Origin of the sequence: Planococcus sp. ISL-109 (assembly GCF_018613655.1) — a bacterium.
Lineage (GTDB): Bacteria > Bacillota > Bacilli > Bacillales_A > Planococcaceae > Planococcus.
This window is the reverse complement of the sequence record NZ_JAGGPW010000034.1, coordinates 26602-44938: the sequence shown is the minus strand read 5'-3', so window position 1 is coordinate 44938 and position 18337 is coordinate 26602. Positions and strand designations below refer to the sequence as shown.

Sequence of the window (18337 nt, the reverse complement as noted above, 5' to 3'; positions counted from 1 at the left end):
TTAAATTTAAAAAACAGAAAAAATGGTCGGTAAAGTCGTCTACACTTTTTTAAAAGTGCGATTTATGAAATTGATTCACTTAGAAAGATTGACTGTCTACTGTTTCATCTTCTTCACTGGATTTAGGCGATGTGTATTTCGCCTCTACATCTGAAAAATTTTGTGTATTGTATTTCATACAGTATAAATTAAAGTAAAACGAAAATACTAATTCTCTTTAAATATTTTCAAAAAAGCGCTTCCGAGACTTATTCGGAAGCGTTTTGCCGTAATTTTTATATTAGGCCGGTACTGAATCATCTTCATCAACTTCAAATTCTCTTGTTTTGAAGAAGTCTTTCGCTTTCTTTCCTACATATAGAGTTAAGACCCTATTAGAACTAGTTCCTACCACTACACCTAAATCAAAGGGGATAGATTTTTCAAGCGATTTTCTAGTAAATGTTACCTCAACCTTTTTAAATGCTACCTTAACCGCTACTAATATCGGCCCTTTTAAATGGTACTGAACCATGCTTTTTCTTCGATTGTGTCGCCTTCAGTTAGGATTACAGCATTTGTTTTAGTTTTTCCATCCAAACGCTGAAGGGTGCGAGGGAGGTCAAGGATTTCTTTCTTGATTAGCTTTTCCATGGCCAAGTCTATTTCACGATTAATCCTTTCTGTATTCATACAAAAACAACTCCTTATAATACCAATTTAGTTGAAAGAGTTGCATTAAAGAAGAAAGAAAAGCGTCCAATATGATTATTGTCCGATACTGACGTCTTTTGATGGCTGCATTCACAACCTAGAGTTTACTTTCTATCTAAACTCTTTTTGTACTTTTCATACGCTGAATGTCGAATTTTATTGTGGATTGGAATTGTAATATTTAAAAATGTTATTAGTAGAGCTACTATCGCGATTGTATTTGCTAGAGTGAACCAGCCGTAGTCAATAGGAATAAAAAAATTATTTATTGCCAAATCGGGACGGTCTATAAAAGTAAAGAAAATACTAGGGCCAAAGATTGGAATTAACGCAATTATAGACGCACTACAGAAAACTGCTATTGCGAAAATAATTTGCTCATTAATCGTAGTATGCTTTGAAAACTCTTTGAGAGTTAAATACTCTTTTCGAACAGAGATAGCCTCTTGATAGTCTGTCTCTGAAGGAAAAAAAAGTTTAAGACTAACATAGAATAAAAGATTCAATGCAGCTAATATGAACAGTATGGCCAAAAAAAGATATAGAACGACTCCTATCGTAAGCAAAATACGAGTAACGATTAATTCATCGAAGCCTTCATTTGCATATAAGAACGACAAAAATTTAAGCAAAAACCCTATTAGTTGAACTATAACTGAGGTCAAAAGTAGTAGCTTAAAAGGAAAATAGTTGCTTTTTTTCTTTGTAGAGGCATCATTCCACGTCATTACTATAGAAAAAAGAATTGCGAAATTAGCGATATATAATAATTCCGAATCTATTATTAGTACAAAAACATGAAGTATTGAAGATGAAATTAAAAGTATTTCAAGAATACTTTTATCAGCTAAGATTGAAAGTTGATATGCCTTTTTGCAAACACCCATTGGTTTTTGATCGGAAATAGATATTTCAGTCATCTTATTTCACTCTTTTCTGAACAAGGATTTTACTTAAAAAAATGAAAGAGCTTAGAATTCAGGCTCCATTCACAAGGCTTATTGTACATTTTCAACCGGGGCAAATTTTTCATAACCAATGAACTTTTCGTACAGCATAAGCCAAATCGCTCCGTAGATTTCAATCGGCATCTCGTCCTTTAAATCCGCTGTCAGATTGATCATCACGATGGTAATGGCCACTTCTTAAGATATTACTTTAATACATCTAACATTGCTTTTCTAGCTAATTCTCTAGCTTCGATTCTTTCAAAAATTTTTTTTTTTACTATACTAGATATTTCTTTTACTTTTTCTGTATCTTTTTGGATTGGCAAAAGCAAATCTTTATATCGATCTCTAAGAGAATTAATTATATCTTACGTAAAGGTTTTGGCTTTTATTTGGTTTTTTACAAATTCACTGCTAAGTATAGCTAATATCCAATAAATCGATAAAAAATTAGCTGAAGAAATCTTTTTGTTAAGAAGAATTTTGCTAGATAGTACAATTAATGAAGAAAGCTTACTATTTTCTCAAGCACTTGATAAGATAAAGACAAAAACTTATCTTACTGATCGTTCCCTAAGTGGTTCCTACAAGACTAATCGGGAGAAACGTTGGGAATGTCATCCTCAGTCTGTTCAGTTCGCTTTAAGAAGTGAGTGTTGGAAGATTGAAAAAGCTTTGTTACTTCAAATCTGTCGTTTCAATAATGCCCCTAAAGCTCTAGTGGAAAAACTTATAGAAAACAAGCTTTTAAATATGGATTTCACAAAATTTACTTGTCCTATTCTTGGCGATACAATTGATTTTAACGATTTTAAAGATGCCATTATTAATCCAGATCATGGAAAATCTAGATATCAAGTTGGACATATGAATCCTTTAAAATCAGTTAGTGAAGGTACTTTTGGACATACAGCCGAAAATATTAGTTGGATTACGGAAGATGGTAATAGAATTCAGGGAAGCTTATCTTTGGCTGAAGTAGATGAGCTTCTTCAAAGAATTTTTCGGAACCGCCCTTACTCTTAATACAAATTTAAAAAACCTCATTTACTTATGGTACGGTTCATTCTTCATAATCCGGAAAGCCCGATACACCTGCTCCAGCAAGATCAACTTCATCAATTGATGCGGAAAAGTCATCTTGGAAAACGACAATTTCTCATCCGCACGCTTCATCACTTCGTCATGAAGGCCGAGTGAGCCGCCGATGACGAAGACGATTTTGCTGCGGCCATATGTCATGAGCGATTCGACGTCTTTTGCGAGCTGTTCAGACGTTTTCATCTTTCCGTCAATCGCGAGGGCGATGACATACGCATCCTGAGGGATTTTGGCGAGTATGCGCTCGCCTTCTTTCTTTTTGACGATCTCCATATCCGCTTCGCTCAATTGCTCAGGCGCTTTTTCGTCCGCGACTTCCACTTCGGTTATTTTTGCATAAGCCCCTAAGCGTTTTGCATATTCTGCGATGCCCGCTTTTAAGTATTTCTCTTTCAGTTTTCCGACGGTGACGATTGAAATGTTCACAGCTTATCCCCCTTTACATGAAATTTACAAACAAGTTGCCCACAGACTTTATGCACATATCCACAGGCATTTCTACATCTTGTAAAATTTTATTTGTCCGCCACAAGATACAATCCTGGTTCTTCGCAGTAATCACACTTTGTGGATAACTTTTCACTTTCTGATAATTCCGTCAGTATAGGATAACTTTCCGTTTTGGCAACAAACTCGTCAAGCCCTTGTCCCACATGATTTTGGCAGCAATAAATTCGCATTTTTCCGCCTCCTTCCAATTTCCGAATATTCAAGACAGTTATACACATTTCGTTCCCTTTATCCACAATTCATTTTAACAGATTCGAAACACTCCCGATAGCGAAGCTTTTAACACCTGTGGGTTGTGCACAATCGGTTTTTTACAAATAAGTTATCCACATGCCTTTTTTCCGAACATTAGCCTCTCTTTTGCCAAAATTTCGCTTTTCGAAGTGTATAATATTCATCCTTTTTCCACGTTCGTGCATATCGCTTTACCATCCAAAAAAGACAGGCCCAAACGGTGCATATTAAACCGTCTGGGCCTGTCTTTTTTTAAAGTGTGGAATTGTCGACAAGTTCGAGTTCAAATTCGAGCAATTCACCGTCTCGGTATGCTTTAACTTGCAGCATGTCGCCGATTTGTTTTTCATTGTACAGATGTTTACGCAAATCGATGATGTCACGGATTTCTTGGCCGTCCATCTCCACCACGACGTCGTACTGCCTCATTCCGGCTTCAGCCGCCGCAGAGCTCTCGACAACGGAACTCACAACGACGCCCCCTGTGACTTCTTCAGGCAAGTTCAGCGTCTCTTCACGATAGGTGCTCGGCACTTGTGCGAGGTCGATCAGCGTGATGCCCATCGCCGGGCGCACCATTTCACCGGTCGCCTCTAACTGGCGGATGACCGGCAGCGCCGAGTTGATCGGAATTGAGAAGCCGATGCCTTCGACTTGCGAGGTGGCGATTTTCATCGAGTTGATGCCGATTAATTGCCCCGCCAAATTGACGAGTGCCCCTCCGCTGTTTCCGGGGTTGATTGCCGCGTCGGTCTGCAGCACTTCCGCTTGCCAGTCTTCTGTGCCGTCACCATCGAGATCGATCGGAACGGCACGGTCAGTGCCTGATACGACACCGCTCGTGACCGAACCGGAAAACTCAAGTCCGAGCGGGTTGCCGATTGCGATGACGGCTTCCCCGCGCTTGAGTGCATCCGAATCGCCAAGTTCCACGACGCCCTGCACTTTTTCAGCACTCATTTCCAATACGGCAAGGTCAGTCCAGATGTCACTGCCGACGACTTCAGCTTCGACTTTGGCACCGTCCGCAAGCGTCACTTCAATGCCGCTTGCGCCGTCGATGACGTGATGGTTCGTCACCACATACGCACGTCCCTCTTCACTTTTATAGATGACGCCGGAGCCTGTGCCAACGGCCGTATCCTGGCTTTGGGAAAAGAAATCACTGCCCGCCTGCAAGTTCGATACGCCGACGACCGCGTCCGAGGCGGCTTCGACCGCTTTCGTCACATCGGTCGTAATGTCGAGCGAGACGCCTTGCTGCTCACGGTTTTGCTGCTGGATTTGCGTGCCAGACTGGTTGTCCGATCCCGGCATGATGCCCGGCGCTTGGGTGAACAGCAGCCAGACGATAAGTGCACCAGCCAACGCACCGAATAGCCCTGAGAAAAAACTGCCGGACCGGCTCGGCTTCTGTGGCCTGCCGTTCGGCGTTTGATTGTAATAACCCATAGCCTCCATCCTCTCTTATGTCTCTCTTTTTATCATAAATTCTCTCCCCAAAAATGCAAGCAATCATCCCTGCCACCACTTTACAGAAAAAACTGGAAACCTCTGAGGGCCTCTAGTTTTTTGCCTTCACCCACTAGCTGATGGAAATGGAAGCGGCGAATAAATAAGCGAGGGGAAGCTGAGCTCATTTATTTGCGACGCATCTGCATCGCAGATGTGGGAGCAACGGTTATAGTGAATACTTCAACAAAATGAAGTACATCCTATGCTTTCGGATGCGTCCGCTGGAATGGACATCAGCCCTCTCACTCTCAAAAAAAAAATAAACTGTCCCCAAAAGTCATCTCCATGACTTTCAGGAACAGCTTATTTAATCACTACACAACGACCAATGGCGTGGCTTCGGTCGGAGACGTATCAAACAAGTCGACGTATTCGCCGACGATGATGCCTTTTGTCTGCAATGTCTGCTCGACGCTCATGTGTGCGAGGTCTTTCATGTTATTGTCTTTGCTTAAATGCGACAAGTAGATGCTTGTCGGCTTTTCCGCCATCACTTCGGCCATGGCGACCGCCGCGTCTTCGTTCGAGACGTGCCCGACATCGCTCAGGATGCGCCGTTTGACCGACCACGGGTAACGTCCCATCTGCAGCATGCCGACGTCGTGGTTGCTTTCGAAGACGTACGCATCGGACGCGCCGATGATGCCTTTCATGCGGTCGCTAACGTATCCTGTATCGGTGATGAGCGCAAGCTTGCGGCCGTGTTCATGGAACACATAGAACATCGGCTCCGCCGCGTCATGCGACACGCCGAACGATTGGATGTCGAGTCCACCGAAAGATTTGGTCGTCTCCATATCGAAATGGAAGCGCTGCTCAGCAGGAATCGCTCCGACCAGCCCGTCCATCGCCGTCCACGTTTTAGCGTTGGCGTAGATCGGTACATTGTGTCTGCGCGCCACGATGCCGAGGCCTTTAATATGGTCGCTATGCTCATGGGTGACGAGAATGCCGTCGATTTTGCTGATGTCGCGGCCGATGGAGGCGAATAAGCCTTCCAACTTCTTGCCGCTCAGACCCGCGTCGACTAAAAACGCATGCTCGTCGTTTTCTACATAAATGGCATTCCCAGTCGAACCGCTGGCCAATACACTGAAGCGCATAGTCAAAATCCCCTTACTCTGCTGTTTCCTCGTTCTGTCTGTTCAGTTCAATGACCCCATCTTTGATGGCATTGACGTAATAATCTTCTTCCACACCGTCCGACTGCTTCACGCGGATGCGCCAAGTCGGGACGAACATTTGCCGGTTTTCCGAGACTTGCACGTGCATCGAATAGCCTAGCTGTGCTTCGGTGATGCGGCTATTAGTCTCCAGCAAATTCTTCTGATACAAAGTATGGATGGCCTGAAGCGGCTTGATCAGCACTTTTCCCTCTTCATTTTCAATAATATTATCGAACAGCGTCTGCTCAAAACCGATGACGTCCCCGTCTTCATTCCAGTAGATGGTCAATTGCCCGTCCCGGCTATGAAACAGCGGCTTTTCGGCAATTTGCTGGGAAAAAACAGCACGGTTCTGTTCTTCATCGATTTGCCGCAGCAAATACTCCGAGCCTGATGGAACTTCCTGTGCCGCGAAAGCTGCGAGCGCTTCGCCGCCTTCATCTTCCAATTCAATCGGCTCGTCATATGTCACTTGCAGTATCCGGTCTTCTGAGACATTGACCACACCGTCTATGTCCACTTCCGAACCGGTGAAGATTTTCGATTCGCCGCGGACGTACGGTTTTGCTTCTGTCGTATCGGGCAAAGCCGCATAGGTAATATTATCGCCGCGCAATTTCTCATCGATGGTTGATTCCGGAAGCAGCTCGATCCGTTCCGCTTCGGTATAGCGGTCGAGATAAAGCGAATACAAAAATACATTGAGAATCGAAAAGACGATGATGAAAATCGTTTTCGTTTTACTCCAGTCCAAGCTTCACGCCCCCCACTGATTCATCAGATAGCCGTGTCCATTTGCCATTTGCTTTATAATACCAGGCCGGTTGAAACGTGATCAACGGCTCGTCTTCGCTGCGGGTCAGCTCATAGCCGATGGTTACCGCTTCGACCGTCGCCAAGTCCAGATCGAGGCGTGTCAAAGCTTCCAACACAGCCGTTCCCGGCGCCATTTCCAGGGTACGGGTCTCTGCGACAGAATCGAGCAAATATGTCGGACGGCTGTAGCGGAATACTTGCTCGATGCCGTTGTCGATGCCCCATTCCACGTCCAGGCTGATGGCTGTTGTATTGCTAAAGACCGGTGCATCCTCAAAGAACAGCTGATAGCTGATTTGCTGATTGACCGATGTCATGCCGAAATACATATAGTGATCGGTCCAGCCGCCGTGTTCGTTAATGTAGCTGACGGAGTGGAAAATCAGGTCGGACGGAATCGCCGGATCGGATGTTTCGGCTTTCGGCTGCACATAATTGACGCTCTTCTGGCCGCTCAATTCGCGCATGATTGCGCCGGAATCATCTGTATATTCCTCACTCAAAAGATCTCCGGCAAACTCCGCTGACGGGCTGTCCATAATGGCATCCGCCAGCACAGAAGTCGGTGTCTCCTCGAGCAAATAATCATAGCTCATCTTCTCCACCGGGTTTTCCGGCACGTACACCGGCAAGGTGCCGATGCGTGGATCCGTGACATAACTGGCGTAGTTCATTGCCTGTTCGACAAAATCACCGCGGAACTGCTCTAGTGCCGTATCCGTTACTTGCGCTTCGTAAATCCGGCCGGAGCCGGTGTTGATAAAGTAAATGACGGGGTTTGTGTTGTCTTCTGTCCCCCACTCTATGATGACGCGGTTAAATGTCGATTCCGGCAAATTATTGTCGGTGATGTCCATAATGACATCGAATACTGGAAACGGAACCGCTGCCGGGTAGTAAAGCACCGCGCGCCCCGGTCCGTGTAAATACTGCTTCAGCAATTCTGGGCCCGCTTCTTCTTCAAACAGCAGGACATCGGAAATTTGCCATTGCTGGACCGTGTCGAGCATCGTTTCAATTTCCAGTTGGGAGAAGGTGCCGGTCACTTCGTCCTCGTGATGGTACAACACTTTGATCGGCCGTACCACTTCGTCGGCATTGCGCTTATCACCGATCGACACTTCCTCTTGCGTCGGCGTTTCGATCATTTCATAGGACGGGGTGAACGTCCAGATGGTGAATGTCAGCGCCAGGCTGAGAAAAATAAGAAGCAATAGCGCCACGGACTTTACATGCTCCAAATACTTCAATCCCACTCACCTCCATCATCGATTTCATATGGCAAGGTGAAGAAGATCGAAGTCCCTTTGCCGTACTTGCTCTCTGCCCAAATTTTGCCGCCGTGGGCATTGATCATTTCCTTGGAAATTGCCAGGCCAAGACCGGTGCCGCCCATGGCTCGCGAACGTGCACGGTCGACGCGATAGAAGCGGTCGAAAATACGCTCGACGTTTTCTTTCGGGATCCCCATGCCTTCATCGGTAACCTCTACTAGCAGCTCGTCCTCTTTCTCACGGACCGCAAAACGCACCTTGCCGCCTTCCGGAGAATATTTCAAAGCGTTTGAAATGATGTTGTCGATCACTTGCGTCAATTTATCGGTATCGATTTCCACAAAATACTGCAATTTCGGCAGTTTGCGCTCAAACGACACATTTTGCGATTTCGACATTTCGAAACGGTCAATGATGCGGTTGAAGAACACACCGAACTCAACCATTTCCTTGCTCAAATCCGCTTCGCTCGAATCCATCTTCGACAGCTTGAGCAAATCGTTGACGAGGCGGATCATCCGCTCCGTTTCGGTCTGCGTAACGTTGAGGAAGTTCGGAGCGAGATCCGGATCTTGCCAAGCACCGTCAGCGAGCGCCTCCAAATAACTACGCATCGTCGTGAGCGGCGTCCGCAACTCGTGCGATACGTTCGCCACGAATTCGCGACGCTCCATATCAATTTTCTCCTGTTCGGTATTGTCGTGCAATACGGCAATCAAGCCATTGACAAAGCCGGTCTCTTTTTGGATGACCGAGAATGTCGTCCGCAGAAGCGTCGCCTGATCTTGCGTGCTGATATCGAGCGTAATCGCTTCGCGCATATCAATCAAATCTTCGAATGTATAGGATTCATCGAGCCCGAGCACCGATGTCACGGGCCGGTTGATGACTGTTTCACGTGAAACATTGAGCAGCTGCAAAGCCGGCTCGTTGATCAGAATGATTCGGCCGCGACGGTCGGTCGACAAAACGCCGTCCGTCATATTGGCGAGTACCGAGGCGAGCTTACGCCGCTCACTTTCGGTCGACTGCTGGGATTCCTGCAGCCGATTCGTCAAATGGTTGAACGCGCGTGCGAGCTGGCCGATTTCATCTTCACTGTAGACGCGAACTTTGCGCGAGAAATTGCCTTTCGCCATCGCCTGCGCTTGCCTGCGCATGTCGGCGATCGGCCGTGAGATCGTCTGTGCGACGAGTACGCCGAGCACTGCCGTGATGAACAAAGCAATCGCCGTACCGCCTGCTAAAATCGAGTTGATGGCGTCCATTTGGTTATAGACGTTCTCCACTTCCGCTTTGACATACAGCGTACCGAGCACTTCCCCGCCGACCGCTTTGATCGGCTGCGTCCTTACCCACACCCGTTCTTCAAGTACGGGGTCGACATAGGTCTGATCCAGTTCCGTCTCCCCGATGATCGAACGGCGCACAAGATCGTCCGTCGAACGTTGGCCGACAAGCGACTGGTTCTCGCTCGCCGAAGTGGCTAAAATCCGGTAACGGTTGTCGACGACGCGGATTTCACTAATATCTTCCGACTGGAAATTATAAAGGACCGACCGGAGGCTCTGCTCGGTGGTCAGGTCCTCATCCGTCCGGTTGCGGATCATTTCTTCCCGCACACTGAATTCGATAATTTCCATGCGGTCTTCAATCGAATTCTCAAAGTTCCCGCGCAGCGTCTCTTCCAACTGTTGGGCGAAATACAAACCGATGATTTGCATCGCGAGAAGAATGAGCAAAATATAGATTAAGACAAATTTCACATGAATCGACTTAAAAAAACTCGTTTTCAGCATTCAGTCTACTCCTGTTCAGGGTTCCGCAGGTAATAGCCCACACCGCGGCGCGTTACGATCCACGCCGGATGACTCGGATTGTCCTCGATCTTTTCGCGCAAGCGGCGAATCGTCACGTCCACTGTCCGGACATCGCCGAAATAATCATAGCCCCATACCGTCTGCAATAAGTGCTCGCGGGTCATCACTTGGCCGATATGCTTCCCTAAATAATGCAAAAGCTCGAACTCGCGGTGTGTCAATTCAATTGTCTGATCACGCTTCAACACCAAATACGCATCTGGCTGAATCGTTAACGAGCCCACTTGGATATCGTTCGAGCCTATGCCGTCTTCTTCTGCCGGCACGATATTTTGGCGGCGCAAGTTCGCTTTGACACGCGCAATCAATTCACGCGTCGAAAACGGCTTTGTCACATAATCATCCGCCCCGAGCTCAAGGCCCAATACTTTATCAATCTCTGAGTCTTTCGCCGTCAGCATAATGATCGGAAAATCGAATTTCTTGCGCACTTCACGGCATACTTCCATGCCGTCGCGGTTCGGCAGCATGATGTCCAAAAGCATCAAGTCCGGCTGAATTTCTTCCGCCACCTTGATTGCCTCGTCGCCATCATAGGCCACCACTACATTAAATCCTTCTTTTTTTAAATTAAATTGCAGAATATCTGCAATTGGCTTCTCATCATCCACAACCAATATCGTTTTACTCATTTTTTTTCCCCCTCTGCATGCCATTTCTTCCATGTGTCAGTCGGTTTTAAAATCTATACTACCCTTTACTTTATCATTATTTCATGCATTTCGCACCTTTGGATGGTCACAGCGGGGGCTCCGGGGGCCAGCGGTGTCAGGGGTTAAAGCGAGCTGGATTTTATTTGAATAAAAGAGAATCCTTTGATTCTGTCGCCACTCGGGCATCCGCCTCCCCGCTTATGGATTCAGCATGAATGGAATAATTTAACTGACTCTAGTTTGAATGAAAGCAATCCACTGTTTCTGTCGTCACTTGATACCCGCCGCCTCGCTTTAGGAGGGCCTCTTGCAGTGAGCCCTTGGCGCTGGACAGCTATTCATTTTCACTGGTTCTGGTGAGTGAAATAGGTGTCTGCTTCTATAGCTTTCGTCCGCTGGAATCGTTTCCCTAGAAGAGTGATGGATGGGAATGAGCAGGCACTAGACAAGCTGCCAACTGGTTCAGTGAATTTAGAAACCCTGGCTTCCTATTTTTTGTTACGAAGAGAGACAATCCAAATTTCACTCGCAGGGAGTGACGCCTCTTCACATACTCACGAAAATGGACTGAAGAAACTATCTACCGCTTTAAAATTTGAGACTGCGCATCAAGCAATCTCCTTGGAATACTTAAAAAAAGCTGCCGGCTTGCCGGCAGCTTTTGCAATTTCTATTTTTTTACATAATCCAATGGATCGCGGTCTTGGCCGTCATAGGACAGCTCGAAATGCAAGTGAATGCCCGTAGAGCGTCCTGTCGTACCCATATCGCCGAGCTTCGTATGCGGAGACACTTTGTCCCCCACTTTTACATCGATCGACGACAGATGCGCATAGATCGTCTCGTAGCCATTGTTATGGTCGACGATGACACGGTTGCCGAATGTGCCCGCCGCACCGGCTGCTTTTACGGTTCCATGGTCTGCGGATACAATATCAAGCGTTTCCGGACGCGCAATGTCGATGCCTTTATGGGCACGTCCCCAGCGCGGGCCTTTCTTGCTCGACACATAGCCTCCATCTGCCGGCCACGTGAACTCACCTGTGCCGACGCCCGGCAATTCTTTTTGACCTTCAAGGACAATTTTCTCCACCTGTTCTGTCAGGACCTTCTCACGCGTCACCGAGCGGCCGATGCGTTCGCCGTTTTTCTCACGGACTGCATAACTGACCGCCTTTTCACCGCGTTTTCCTTTTTGGCTCACTTTCGTTTCACCGGCATAAACTTCTTTGCTGTCTTTTTCGATTGTCTCATACGGTACTTTCTTCAATGCTTTTTCGGCTTTGTGGACAAAAACGTCCACGCCAAGTTCCTCGGTCAAATGCTCCGCTGCCTGCTCCGGACCCATCACTTCTTGCGGGTCAGCCTGCTTCGACAAGCCGTTGACGGGCTCCGAGAAGGATACGTCGACGATGCGGGATTCGCCCGCTTTCAAAGTAGGCAGACTTTCTGCGGTTTGCTGTTGCTCAAATTCAGTCAGCTCTTCTCCAGAAAGGGCTGTTTCCTTGGCAAGCTTGATGGTTTCATCATATGCTTTTCGGTCTTTCACATAGACTGCCGGTTCGCCGTCCACTTGAAGCGCAAACGCCTCTGCCTTGATAGCCAGTTGGTCGCCCAATTGGCTGATGACCGCCTCATCATTCCGGACATTAGACGTGGTTGTCTGCTCGGTCACTATGGTCAATTTATCGCTTGCAGCCAGCCGCAGATGTTCATAGTCGCCGGCTGTTTCTGCTATTTTCCCTTGGATCAGCTCGTCGATTGGCACATCGTCCGAGACAGCTCCCAGATAACTAGTGTCGTGATATATGTGATAAGCGGGCTCCAAGTTTTGCGGCTCTTTCGGTTCGGCGAAGATTGTGTTGGCGCCGAACGCACTCGCAGCTAAAACTAAAATGGTCCCGATTTTCCATTTGCGCAGTTTCTTCGTTTCTTCGTTATAATGTTTCCTTGTCATGTTGCGGGTCCTGCTCCTTTCAATCCCTTGTTAGGGAGATATTGCGGTTTTTCAACTCTCCCACTTTATCACACCGGTTTTAATTAGCTCATGCGATAAACTCAATGTTACAGAAACGATAAATTGCAGGGATAATTATCCACTAAAATCCATATCCTTCTTTAATTCAACAAATGAAGGAAGAATAACTATTTTAAACTCCGTTTTTTTCCAATTCCACTCTTTTTTTGAGATGTCTTTGTCACAATCGTTACGCAAAGCGGAACTAACCGGAGACCGATTGTGTCGGATTTGTTAATTGATATAAAAAAGCCACTGTCCCCTGAAAAAAGAGGGCAGTGGCTTGAAGTTGATATTAGCGCCAAACGCTTTTGACGATATTTGTTTGGTTGCGGTCCGGGCCGACAGAGAAGATTGAGATTTGAACATCTGTCAACTGGGCGATGCGCTCCAAGTAATGGCGCGCGTTTTCCGGCAATTCATCCAATGATTTGCAAGACGTGACGTCTTCTGTCCAACCTGGCATTTCCTCATAGACCGGTTCGCAGTCTGCGAGCATGCGCAAGTTTGCCGGATACTCTGTAATCAGCTCGCCTTGGTAGCTATAAGCCGTACAGATTTTCACCGTATCCAGGCCAGTCAATACGTCGATCGAGTTGACCGTAAGATCCGTCAATCCGCTGACACGTCGTGCGTGACGCACGACGACGCTATCGAACCAGCCGATGCGGCGCGGACGCCCTGTCGTTGTGCCGTATTCTTTGCCGACTTTGCGGATCTGGTCGCCGATATCATCGAACAATTCGGTCGGGAACGGGCCGTCGCCGACGCGTGATGTATACGCTTTGCAGACGCCGATAACGTGTGAAATCATCGTCGGACCGACACCCGCACCGATTGTCACCCCGCCCGCTACCGGGTTTGATGACGTAACGAATGGATACGTACCTTGGTCGATATCGAGCATAACGCCTTGTGCGCCTTCGAATAATACACGAAGGCCTGAATCGAATGCATCGTTCAGCACTTTCGATGTATCCGTCACATATTTCGCGATTTCCTGGCCGTACTGGTAGTATTCTTCCATGATTTCCTCGACCGTGAAGCCGTCTGTTTCATAGAATTTCTCGAACATACGGTTTTTCTCTGTCAAGTTCTGGCGCAGTTTCTCCTCGAACACGACGTGGTCAAGAAGGTCCGCCATCCGGATGCCGACACGTGCCGCTTTGTCCATATACGCAGGCCCGATGCCTTTCCCGGTCGTTCCGATTTTGTTCGCGCCACGGCGCGCTTCTTCCACTTCGTCTTGCTTAATGTGATAAGGCAAAAGGACATGTGCGCGGTTTGAAATGCGCAAATTTTCCGTTGTAACGCCACGGTCGTGAAGACCTTTCAATTCCTCGACGAGCGCTTTCGGATCGACGACCATGCCGTTGCCGATGACCGATGTTTTATCTTTATAAAAAATCCCCGATGGAATCAAATGCAACTTATACGTTTCGCCGCCGAAAATGATCGTGTGGCCAGCGTTGTTCCCACCTTGGTAACGCGCAATCACTTCTGCGTGTTCTGATAGAAAATCCGTGATTTTCCCTTTTCCTTCGTCTCCCCATTGCGTTCCTACTACTACGACTGATGTCATCGTCCGCACCTCCGTTAGGCTTGTCGCCCTGTTTCAAACAGTGTTAATTGTATCAATGAAGTACCATATCGTCAACACGAAACTAAAGAAAACACGAACATCAAAACGCGAGTCCGCATTTAATGTTCGTGTTTATGGTCGTATTTAAAATTGGCCGCCGGATTCATGGTCCGCCCAGTCGATGGTGACGAATTTATTATATTCTTTCACAAACGCCAGTTTGACGGTGCCGGTCGGGCCGTTCCGCTGTTTGGCGATGATGATTTCAATCATGTTCTGGTCTTCAGTTTCTTTGTCATAATAATCTTCACGGTACAAAAACGAAACAATATCGGCATCCTGCTCGATCGATCCGGATTCACGTAAGTCGGACATCATCGGACGTTTGTCTTGCCGTTGTTCAACGCCACGGGACAGCTGGGACAGCGCGATGACCGGAACTTCGAGTTCACGGGCCAGACCTTTTAGGGAACGGGAAATATCGGATACTTCCTGCTGGCGGTTTTCGCCGGCCTTGCCGGTTCCGGCAATCAACTGCAAATAATCGATCATAATCATGCCGAGCCCGTATTCCTGCTTCAGGCGGCGGCATTTCGCACGGATATCGTTGACGCGGATACCCGGCGAGTCATCGATGAAAATGCCGGCATTCGACAAACTGCCCATCGCCATCGTCAACTTGCGCCAGTCTTCATTTTGCAGCGCACCGGTCCGCATGACCTGCGCGTCGATATTGCCTTCTGCGCAGAGCATCCGCATGACGAGCTGCTCTGCGCCCATCTCCAGGCTGAAGATCGCCACATTTTCATCAGTTTTCGTCGCGACATTTTGCGCGACGTTCAAGGCGAACGCCGTCTTACCGACGGACGGTCGGGCGGCCACGATGATCAAGTCGTTGCGCTGAAAGCCCGCCGTCACTTTGTCCAAGTCAGGGAAGCCGGTCGGAATCCCGGTAACGTCACCTTTGCGCGTATGCAATAATTCAATATTGTCGTAAGTTTTCACCAAAACGTCTTTGATGTGGACAAAGTCTCCAGCGTTCTTGCGGCTGGATACTTCCATCATTTTCTTTTCGGCTTCTGCGAGCAATGTTTCCACTTCGTCTTCACGCGTGAAACCGTCTTCGACAATCGATGTGGCGACGCGGATGAGGCGGCGGAGTAACCCTTTCTCTTCAACGATATGGGCGTAATGCCCGACGTTTGCGGCTGTCGGAACCGCATTGGCGATCTCGGTCAAATACGACAAGCCCCCGACATCTTCGAGCTCTTTTTTAACCGATAGCTCTTCTGTCACCGTGACCAAATCAATCGCTTTGCCGCGGTCCGCTAGATCGACCATCGTCTGGAAGATCTTCTGGTGGGCAATGCGGTAGAAATCCTCCGGCATGACGATTTCCGCAACAGAAACAAGTGCCTGTGGCTCCAGGAAAATGGCCCCGATAACGGATTGCTCAGCTTCCTGGTTATGCGGCGGGATGCGGTCTATCGATTCGTTCATATCTATTCCCCTTACGTTTCTTCAGTAACGTGCACGCGCAGTGTCGCTGTCACTTCATGATGCAATTTCACCGGCACGTTCGTATAGCCGAGCGCACGGATTGCATCGTCGAGCTCCATTTTGCGCTTGTCGATTTTATAGCCGTGTTTTTTCTCGAGTTCTTTCGCAACTTGTTTGGTCGTGATGGAGCCGAACAAGCGGCCGCCTTCACCCGATTTCGCCGTCAATTCGACGGTCAACGCCTCGAGTTTTTCTTTCAACTCTTTGGCTTCGATAAGTTCCTGCTCGACTTCTTGTTCTTGTTTTTTCTGCTGCCCGGCAAGTTTGCTCATCGCTGCCTGGTCGGCTTCTACAGCCAAGTTATTTTTCAGCAGGAAGTTGTTGGCATAGCCGTCCGCCACGTTTTTAATATCACCTTTTTTGCCTACATTTTTTACGTCTTTCATGAAAATCACTTTCATTCTTCAGATCCCCCTTTATGGTTTTCCTTCAATGCTAATTTTAATTGCATGACCGCTTCTTCAAGCGTAGCATTCGGCATTTGCGTGGCCGCATTCGTTAAATGGCCGCCGCCGCCGAGGTTTTCCATCACAACTTGGACATTGACTTCGCCGAGCGAGCGGGCACTGATGCCGACGCCGCCTTCTGTCCGTTCTGCGATGACGAAAGACGCGTTGACATCTTTCATCGTCAGTAAGATGTCGGCCGTCTGGGCAATCAGCACAGGGCTGTAGATGCGCCCCGGCTCGCCCTTCGCGATGGCGATGCCGTCGCCGACGAACTCGACGCTTTGGACGATTTTCGCCCGCTCGATATACGTCTCGAGGTCTTCTTTCAATAAGCGCTGCACGAGCACCGTATCTGCGCCGTTCGAGCGCAAATACGATGCCGCTTCGAATGTTCTCGCACCGGTGCGCAGCGTAAAGCTTTTCGTATCGACGATGATGCCGGCAAGCATTGCCGTCGATTCGAGCATCGTCAGCTTATCATGCTTCGGTTGGTATTCGATCAGTTCCGTCACCAGCTCCGCCGTAGAAGACGCATACGGCTCCATGTAGACGAGCATCGTATTGGTGATGAATTCCTCGCCTCTCCGGTGATGGTCGATCAAAACGACGCGTTCCATGCGCTGGAGCAATCGTGTATCGATGACCATCGACGGTTTGTGGGTATCGACCACGACCAGAAGCGAATGCTCGGTCATTTCCGCCAGCGCTTCTTCCGGCGTGATAAAGCGCTCGAACAGGTCCGGGTCGCTTTCGATTTCTTCCATAAGGCGCATGACGCTGCGGTCGTATTCGTCGAAATCGATGACGATGCGGCCCTTGACGCGGTTCATCTCCGCCATCTTGGCAACACCGACCGCTGCGCCTATCGAGTCCATATCGGGCATTTTATGGCCCATGACGAAGACTTGGTCGCTTTCTTGAATCAAATCACGCAACGCGTGGGAAATGACGCGTGCACGGACTCTTGTGCGTTTTTCCACCGGATTCGTCTTGCCTCCGTAGAACTTCACTTTGCCGCTCGGATGCTTGATCGCCACTTGGTCGCCTCCGCGCCCAAGAACGAGATCGAGTCCCGACTGCGCCATCGAGCCCAATTCGATGAGCGACGCAGATCCTGCGCCGACACCGATGCTCAGTGTCAGCGCCATATTGTCTTTCGCCGTCACTTCGCGGATATCGTCGAGCACCGTAAATTTGGTTTCTTCCAAGGTTTTTAAAATCGATTCGTTGAACACCGCCATAAAGCGGTCCGAAGAAATGCGTTTCACGAAAATGCCGTTGTCGGTCCCCCATTTATTGATGAGAGATGTCACCAGGCTATTTAAATTGCTGCGCACCTGATCGTCCATTCCTTGTGATAATTCATCGTAATTGTCGATGAACAGAATGCCGATGACGGTCCGGTCTGCATGATACAAAGTTTCGATCTCCAGTTGTTCGGTAATATCGAACAGATAAAACAGCCGATCATCGGCACGGTAATAGACGCGATATTTGCGTCCGCCCAGCGAAATGACCATTTCATTCGATTCGGAAGACTTGACCAATTGGTTAAAGTCTTCCGATAAGCCGTAAACCGACTCGCCGATCAACGTCTCATAATCGAGTGCTGCCGTCATATACGGATTGGCCCATTCAATTTGATGGTTTTCACTGGTCAGTAAAATCCCGATCGGCATCTCAAGCAGCGCTTCCTCTCCAACCTTCTTCATCCGGTAGGACAGCGTTTCGATATGTTTTTCCGTTTCTTCATAGTTCCGCTTTTCCAGTAGCCAGGCCGACGTGATCGCCGCCCCGTAGAGCACGGCAAAAATGCCTGCGCCCCATTCTGACCAAAGGGAGATGAGGATTACAGCGGCCATTCCAAGAGCCAGCAATGCCAGCAATGGATATCTTATATTACGTTTCCTGAAAAAAGCCGACATTTCTCTTCAGCT

Annotated in this window: 18 protein-coding genes; 1 reads left to right on the top strand and 17 read right to left on the bottom strand. The window is 48.0% G+C overall.

What is annotated here, in order from left to right:
- Positions 1–280: 280 nt before the first annotated feature.
- From J7E21_RS15875 to J7E21_RS16480, 4 genes are all read right to left on the bottom strand, one after another.
- A complete protein-coding gene (locus tag J7E21_RS15875; RefSeq protein ID WP_215109550.1) occupies positions 281–514 on the bottom strand; it encodes a hypothetical protein in 234 nt (77 codons plus the stop codon).
- On the bottom strand, positions 496–672 hold the full coding sequence (locus tag J7E21_RS15870; protein ID WP_215109548.1) for a hypothetical protein: 177 nt from the start codon (positions 670–672) through the stop codon (positions 496–498). Before J7E21_RS15870 ends, J7E21_RS15875 begins: the two co-directional genes overlap by 19 nt.
- A 125-nt stretch (positions 673–797) precedes the next feature.
- Positions 798–1613: a hypothetical protein gene (locus tag J7E21_RS15865; protein ID WP_215109546.1), complete on the bottom strand. Its 816-nt coding sequence runs from the start codon at positions 1611–1613 to the stop codon at positions 798–800.
- Between the two features lie 78 nt (positions 1614–1691).
- The gene (locus J7E21_RS16480) at positions 1692–1820 is read right to left on the bottom strand and encodes a hypothetical protein (protein WP_285228761.1); all 129 of its coding nucleotides are present in this window, start codon (positions 1818–1820) and stop codon (positions 1692–1694) included.
- Between the two features lie 291 nt (positions 1821–2111).
- Between J7E21_RS16480 and J7E21_RS15860 the strand changes: the two genes are divergently transcribed.
- Positions 2112–2669, top strand: a complete 558-nt coding sequence (locus tag J7E21_RS15860; protein WP_215109544.1) for a hypothetical protein — start codon at positions 2112–2114, stop codon at positions 2667–2669.
- A 21-nt stretch (positions 2670–2690) separates the two neighbouring features.
- Here the strand turns inward: J7E21_RS15860 and rlmH are convergent, their stop codons facing one another.
- The 13 genes from rlmH to J7E21_RS15795 all read right to left on the bottom strand — a co-directional run bounded on the left by rlmH (position 2691) and on the right by J7E21_RS15795 (position 18325).
- The gene (rlmH, locus tag J7E21_RS15855; protein ID WP_215109542.1) at positions 2691–3170 is read right to left on the bottom strand and encodes a 23S rRNA (pseudouridine(1915)-N(3))-methyltransferase RlmH; all 480 of its coding nucleotides are present in this window, start codon (positions 3168–3170) and stop codon (positions 2691–2693) included.
- An 89-nt stretch (positions 3171–3259) separates the two neighbouring features.
- On the bottom strand, positions 3260–3424 hold the full coding sequence (locus J7E21_RS15850; protein WP_215109540.1) for a CxxH/CxxC protein: 165 nt from the start codon (positions 3422–3424) through the stop codon (positions 3260–3262).
- A gap of 316 nt (positions 3425–3740) precedes the next feature.
- Entirely contained in the window at positions 3741–4940 is a 1200-nt protein-coding gene (locus J7E21_RS15845; RefSeq protein WP_215109538.1) for a S1C family serine protease, read from the bottom strand.
- A gap of 377 nt (positions 4941–5317) precedes the next feature.
- Positions 5318–6106: an MBL fold metallo-hydrolase gene (locus tag J7E21_RS15840; protein WP_215109536.1), complete on the bottom strand. Its 789-nt coding sequence runs from the start codon at positions 6104–6106 to the stop codon at positions 5318–5320.
- Positions 6107–6119: 13 nt separating this feature from the next.
- Positions 6120–6923 (bottom strand): two-component system regulatory protein YycI, encoded by an 804-nt coding sequence (locus tag J7E21_RS15835; RefSeq protein ID WP_215109534.1) that lies wholly within the window; start codon positions 6921–6923, stop codon positions 6120–6122.
- Complete coding sequence (locus tag J7E21_RS15830; RefSeq protein WP_353047800.1) at positions 6910–8241, bottom strand: YycH family regulatory protein; 1332 nt, start codon at positions 8239–8241, stop codon at positions 6910–6912. Before J7E21_RS15830 ends, J7E21_RS15835 begins: the two co-directional genes overlap by 14 nt.
- Entirely contained in the window at positions 8232–10058 is a 1827-nt protein-coding gene (walK, locus tag J7E21_RS15825; protein ID WP_215109530.1) for a cell wall metabolism sensor histidine kinase WalK, read from the bottom strand. The genes J7E21_RS15830 and walK overlap by 10 nt, the downstream gene beginning before the upstream one ends.
- A gap of 5 nt (positions 10059–10063) precedes the next feature.
- Positions 10064–10771, bottom strand: coding sequence for a response regulator YycF (gene yycF, locus J7E21_RS15820; RefSeq protein WP_215109528.1), 708 nt, complete (start codon positions 10769–10771; stop codon positions 10064–10066).
- Positions 10772–11462: 691 nt separating this feature from the next.
- A complete protein-coding gene (locus J7E21_RS15815; protein WP_215109526.1) occupies positions 11463–12749 on the bottom strand; it encodes a M23 family metallopeptidase in 1287 nt (428 codons plus the stop codon).
- Between the two features lie 355 nt (positions 12750–13104).
- Complete coding sequence (locus J7E21_RS15810) at positions 13105–14391, bottom strand: adenylosuccinate synthase (protein WP_215109524.1); 1287 nt, start codon at positions 14389–14391, stop codon at positions 13105–13107.
- A gap of 144 nt (positions 14392–14535) precedes the next feature.
- Positions 14536–15891: a replicative DNA helicase gene (dnaB, locus tag J7E21_RS15805; RefSeq protein ID WP_215109522.1), complete on the bottom strand. Its 1356-nt coding sequence runs from the start codon at positions 15889–15891 to the stop codon at positions 14536–14538.
- Between the two features lie 11 nt (positions 15892–15902).
- On the bottom strand, positions 15903–16352 hold the full coding sequence (rplI, locus tag J7E21_RS15800; protein WP_215109520.1) for a 50S ribosomal protein L9: 450 nt from the start codon (positions 16350–16352) through the stop codon (positions 15903–15905).
- A complete protein-coding gene (locus J7E21_RS15795) occupies positions 16349–18325 on the bottom strand; it encodes a DHH family phosphoesterase (protein ID WP_215109518.1) in 1977 nt (658 codons plus the stop codon). The genes rplI and J7E21_RS15795 overlap by 4 nt, the downstream gene beginning before the upstream one ends.
- Positions 18326–18337 lie beyond the last annotated feature (12 nt).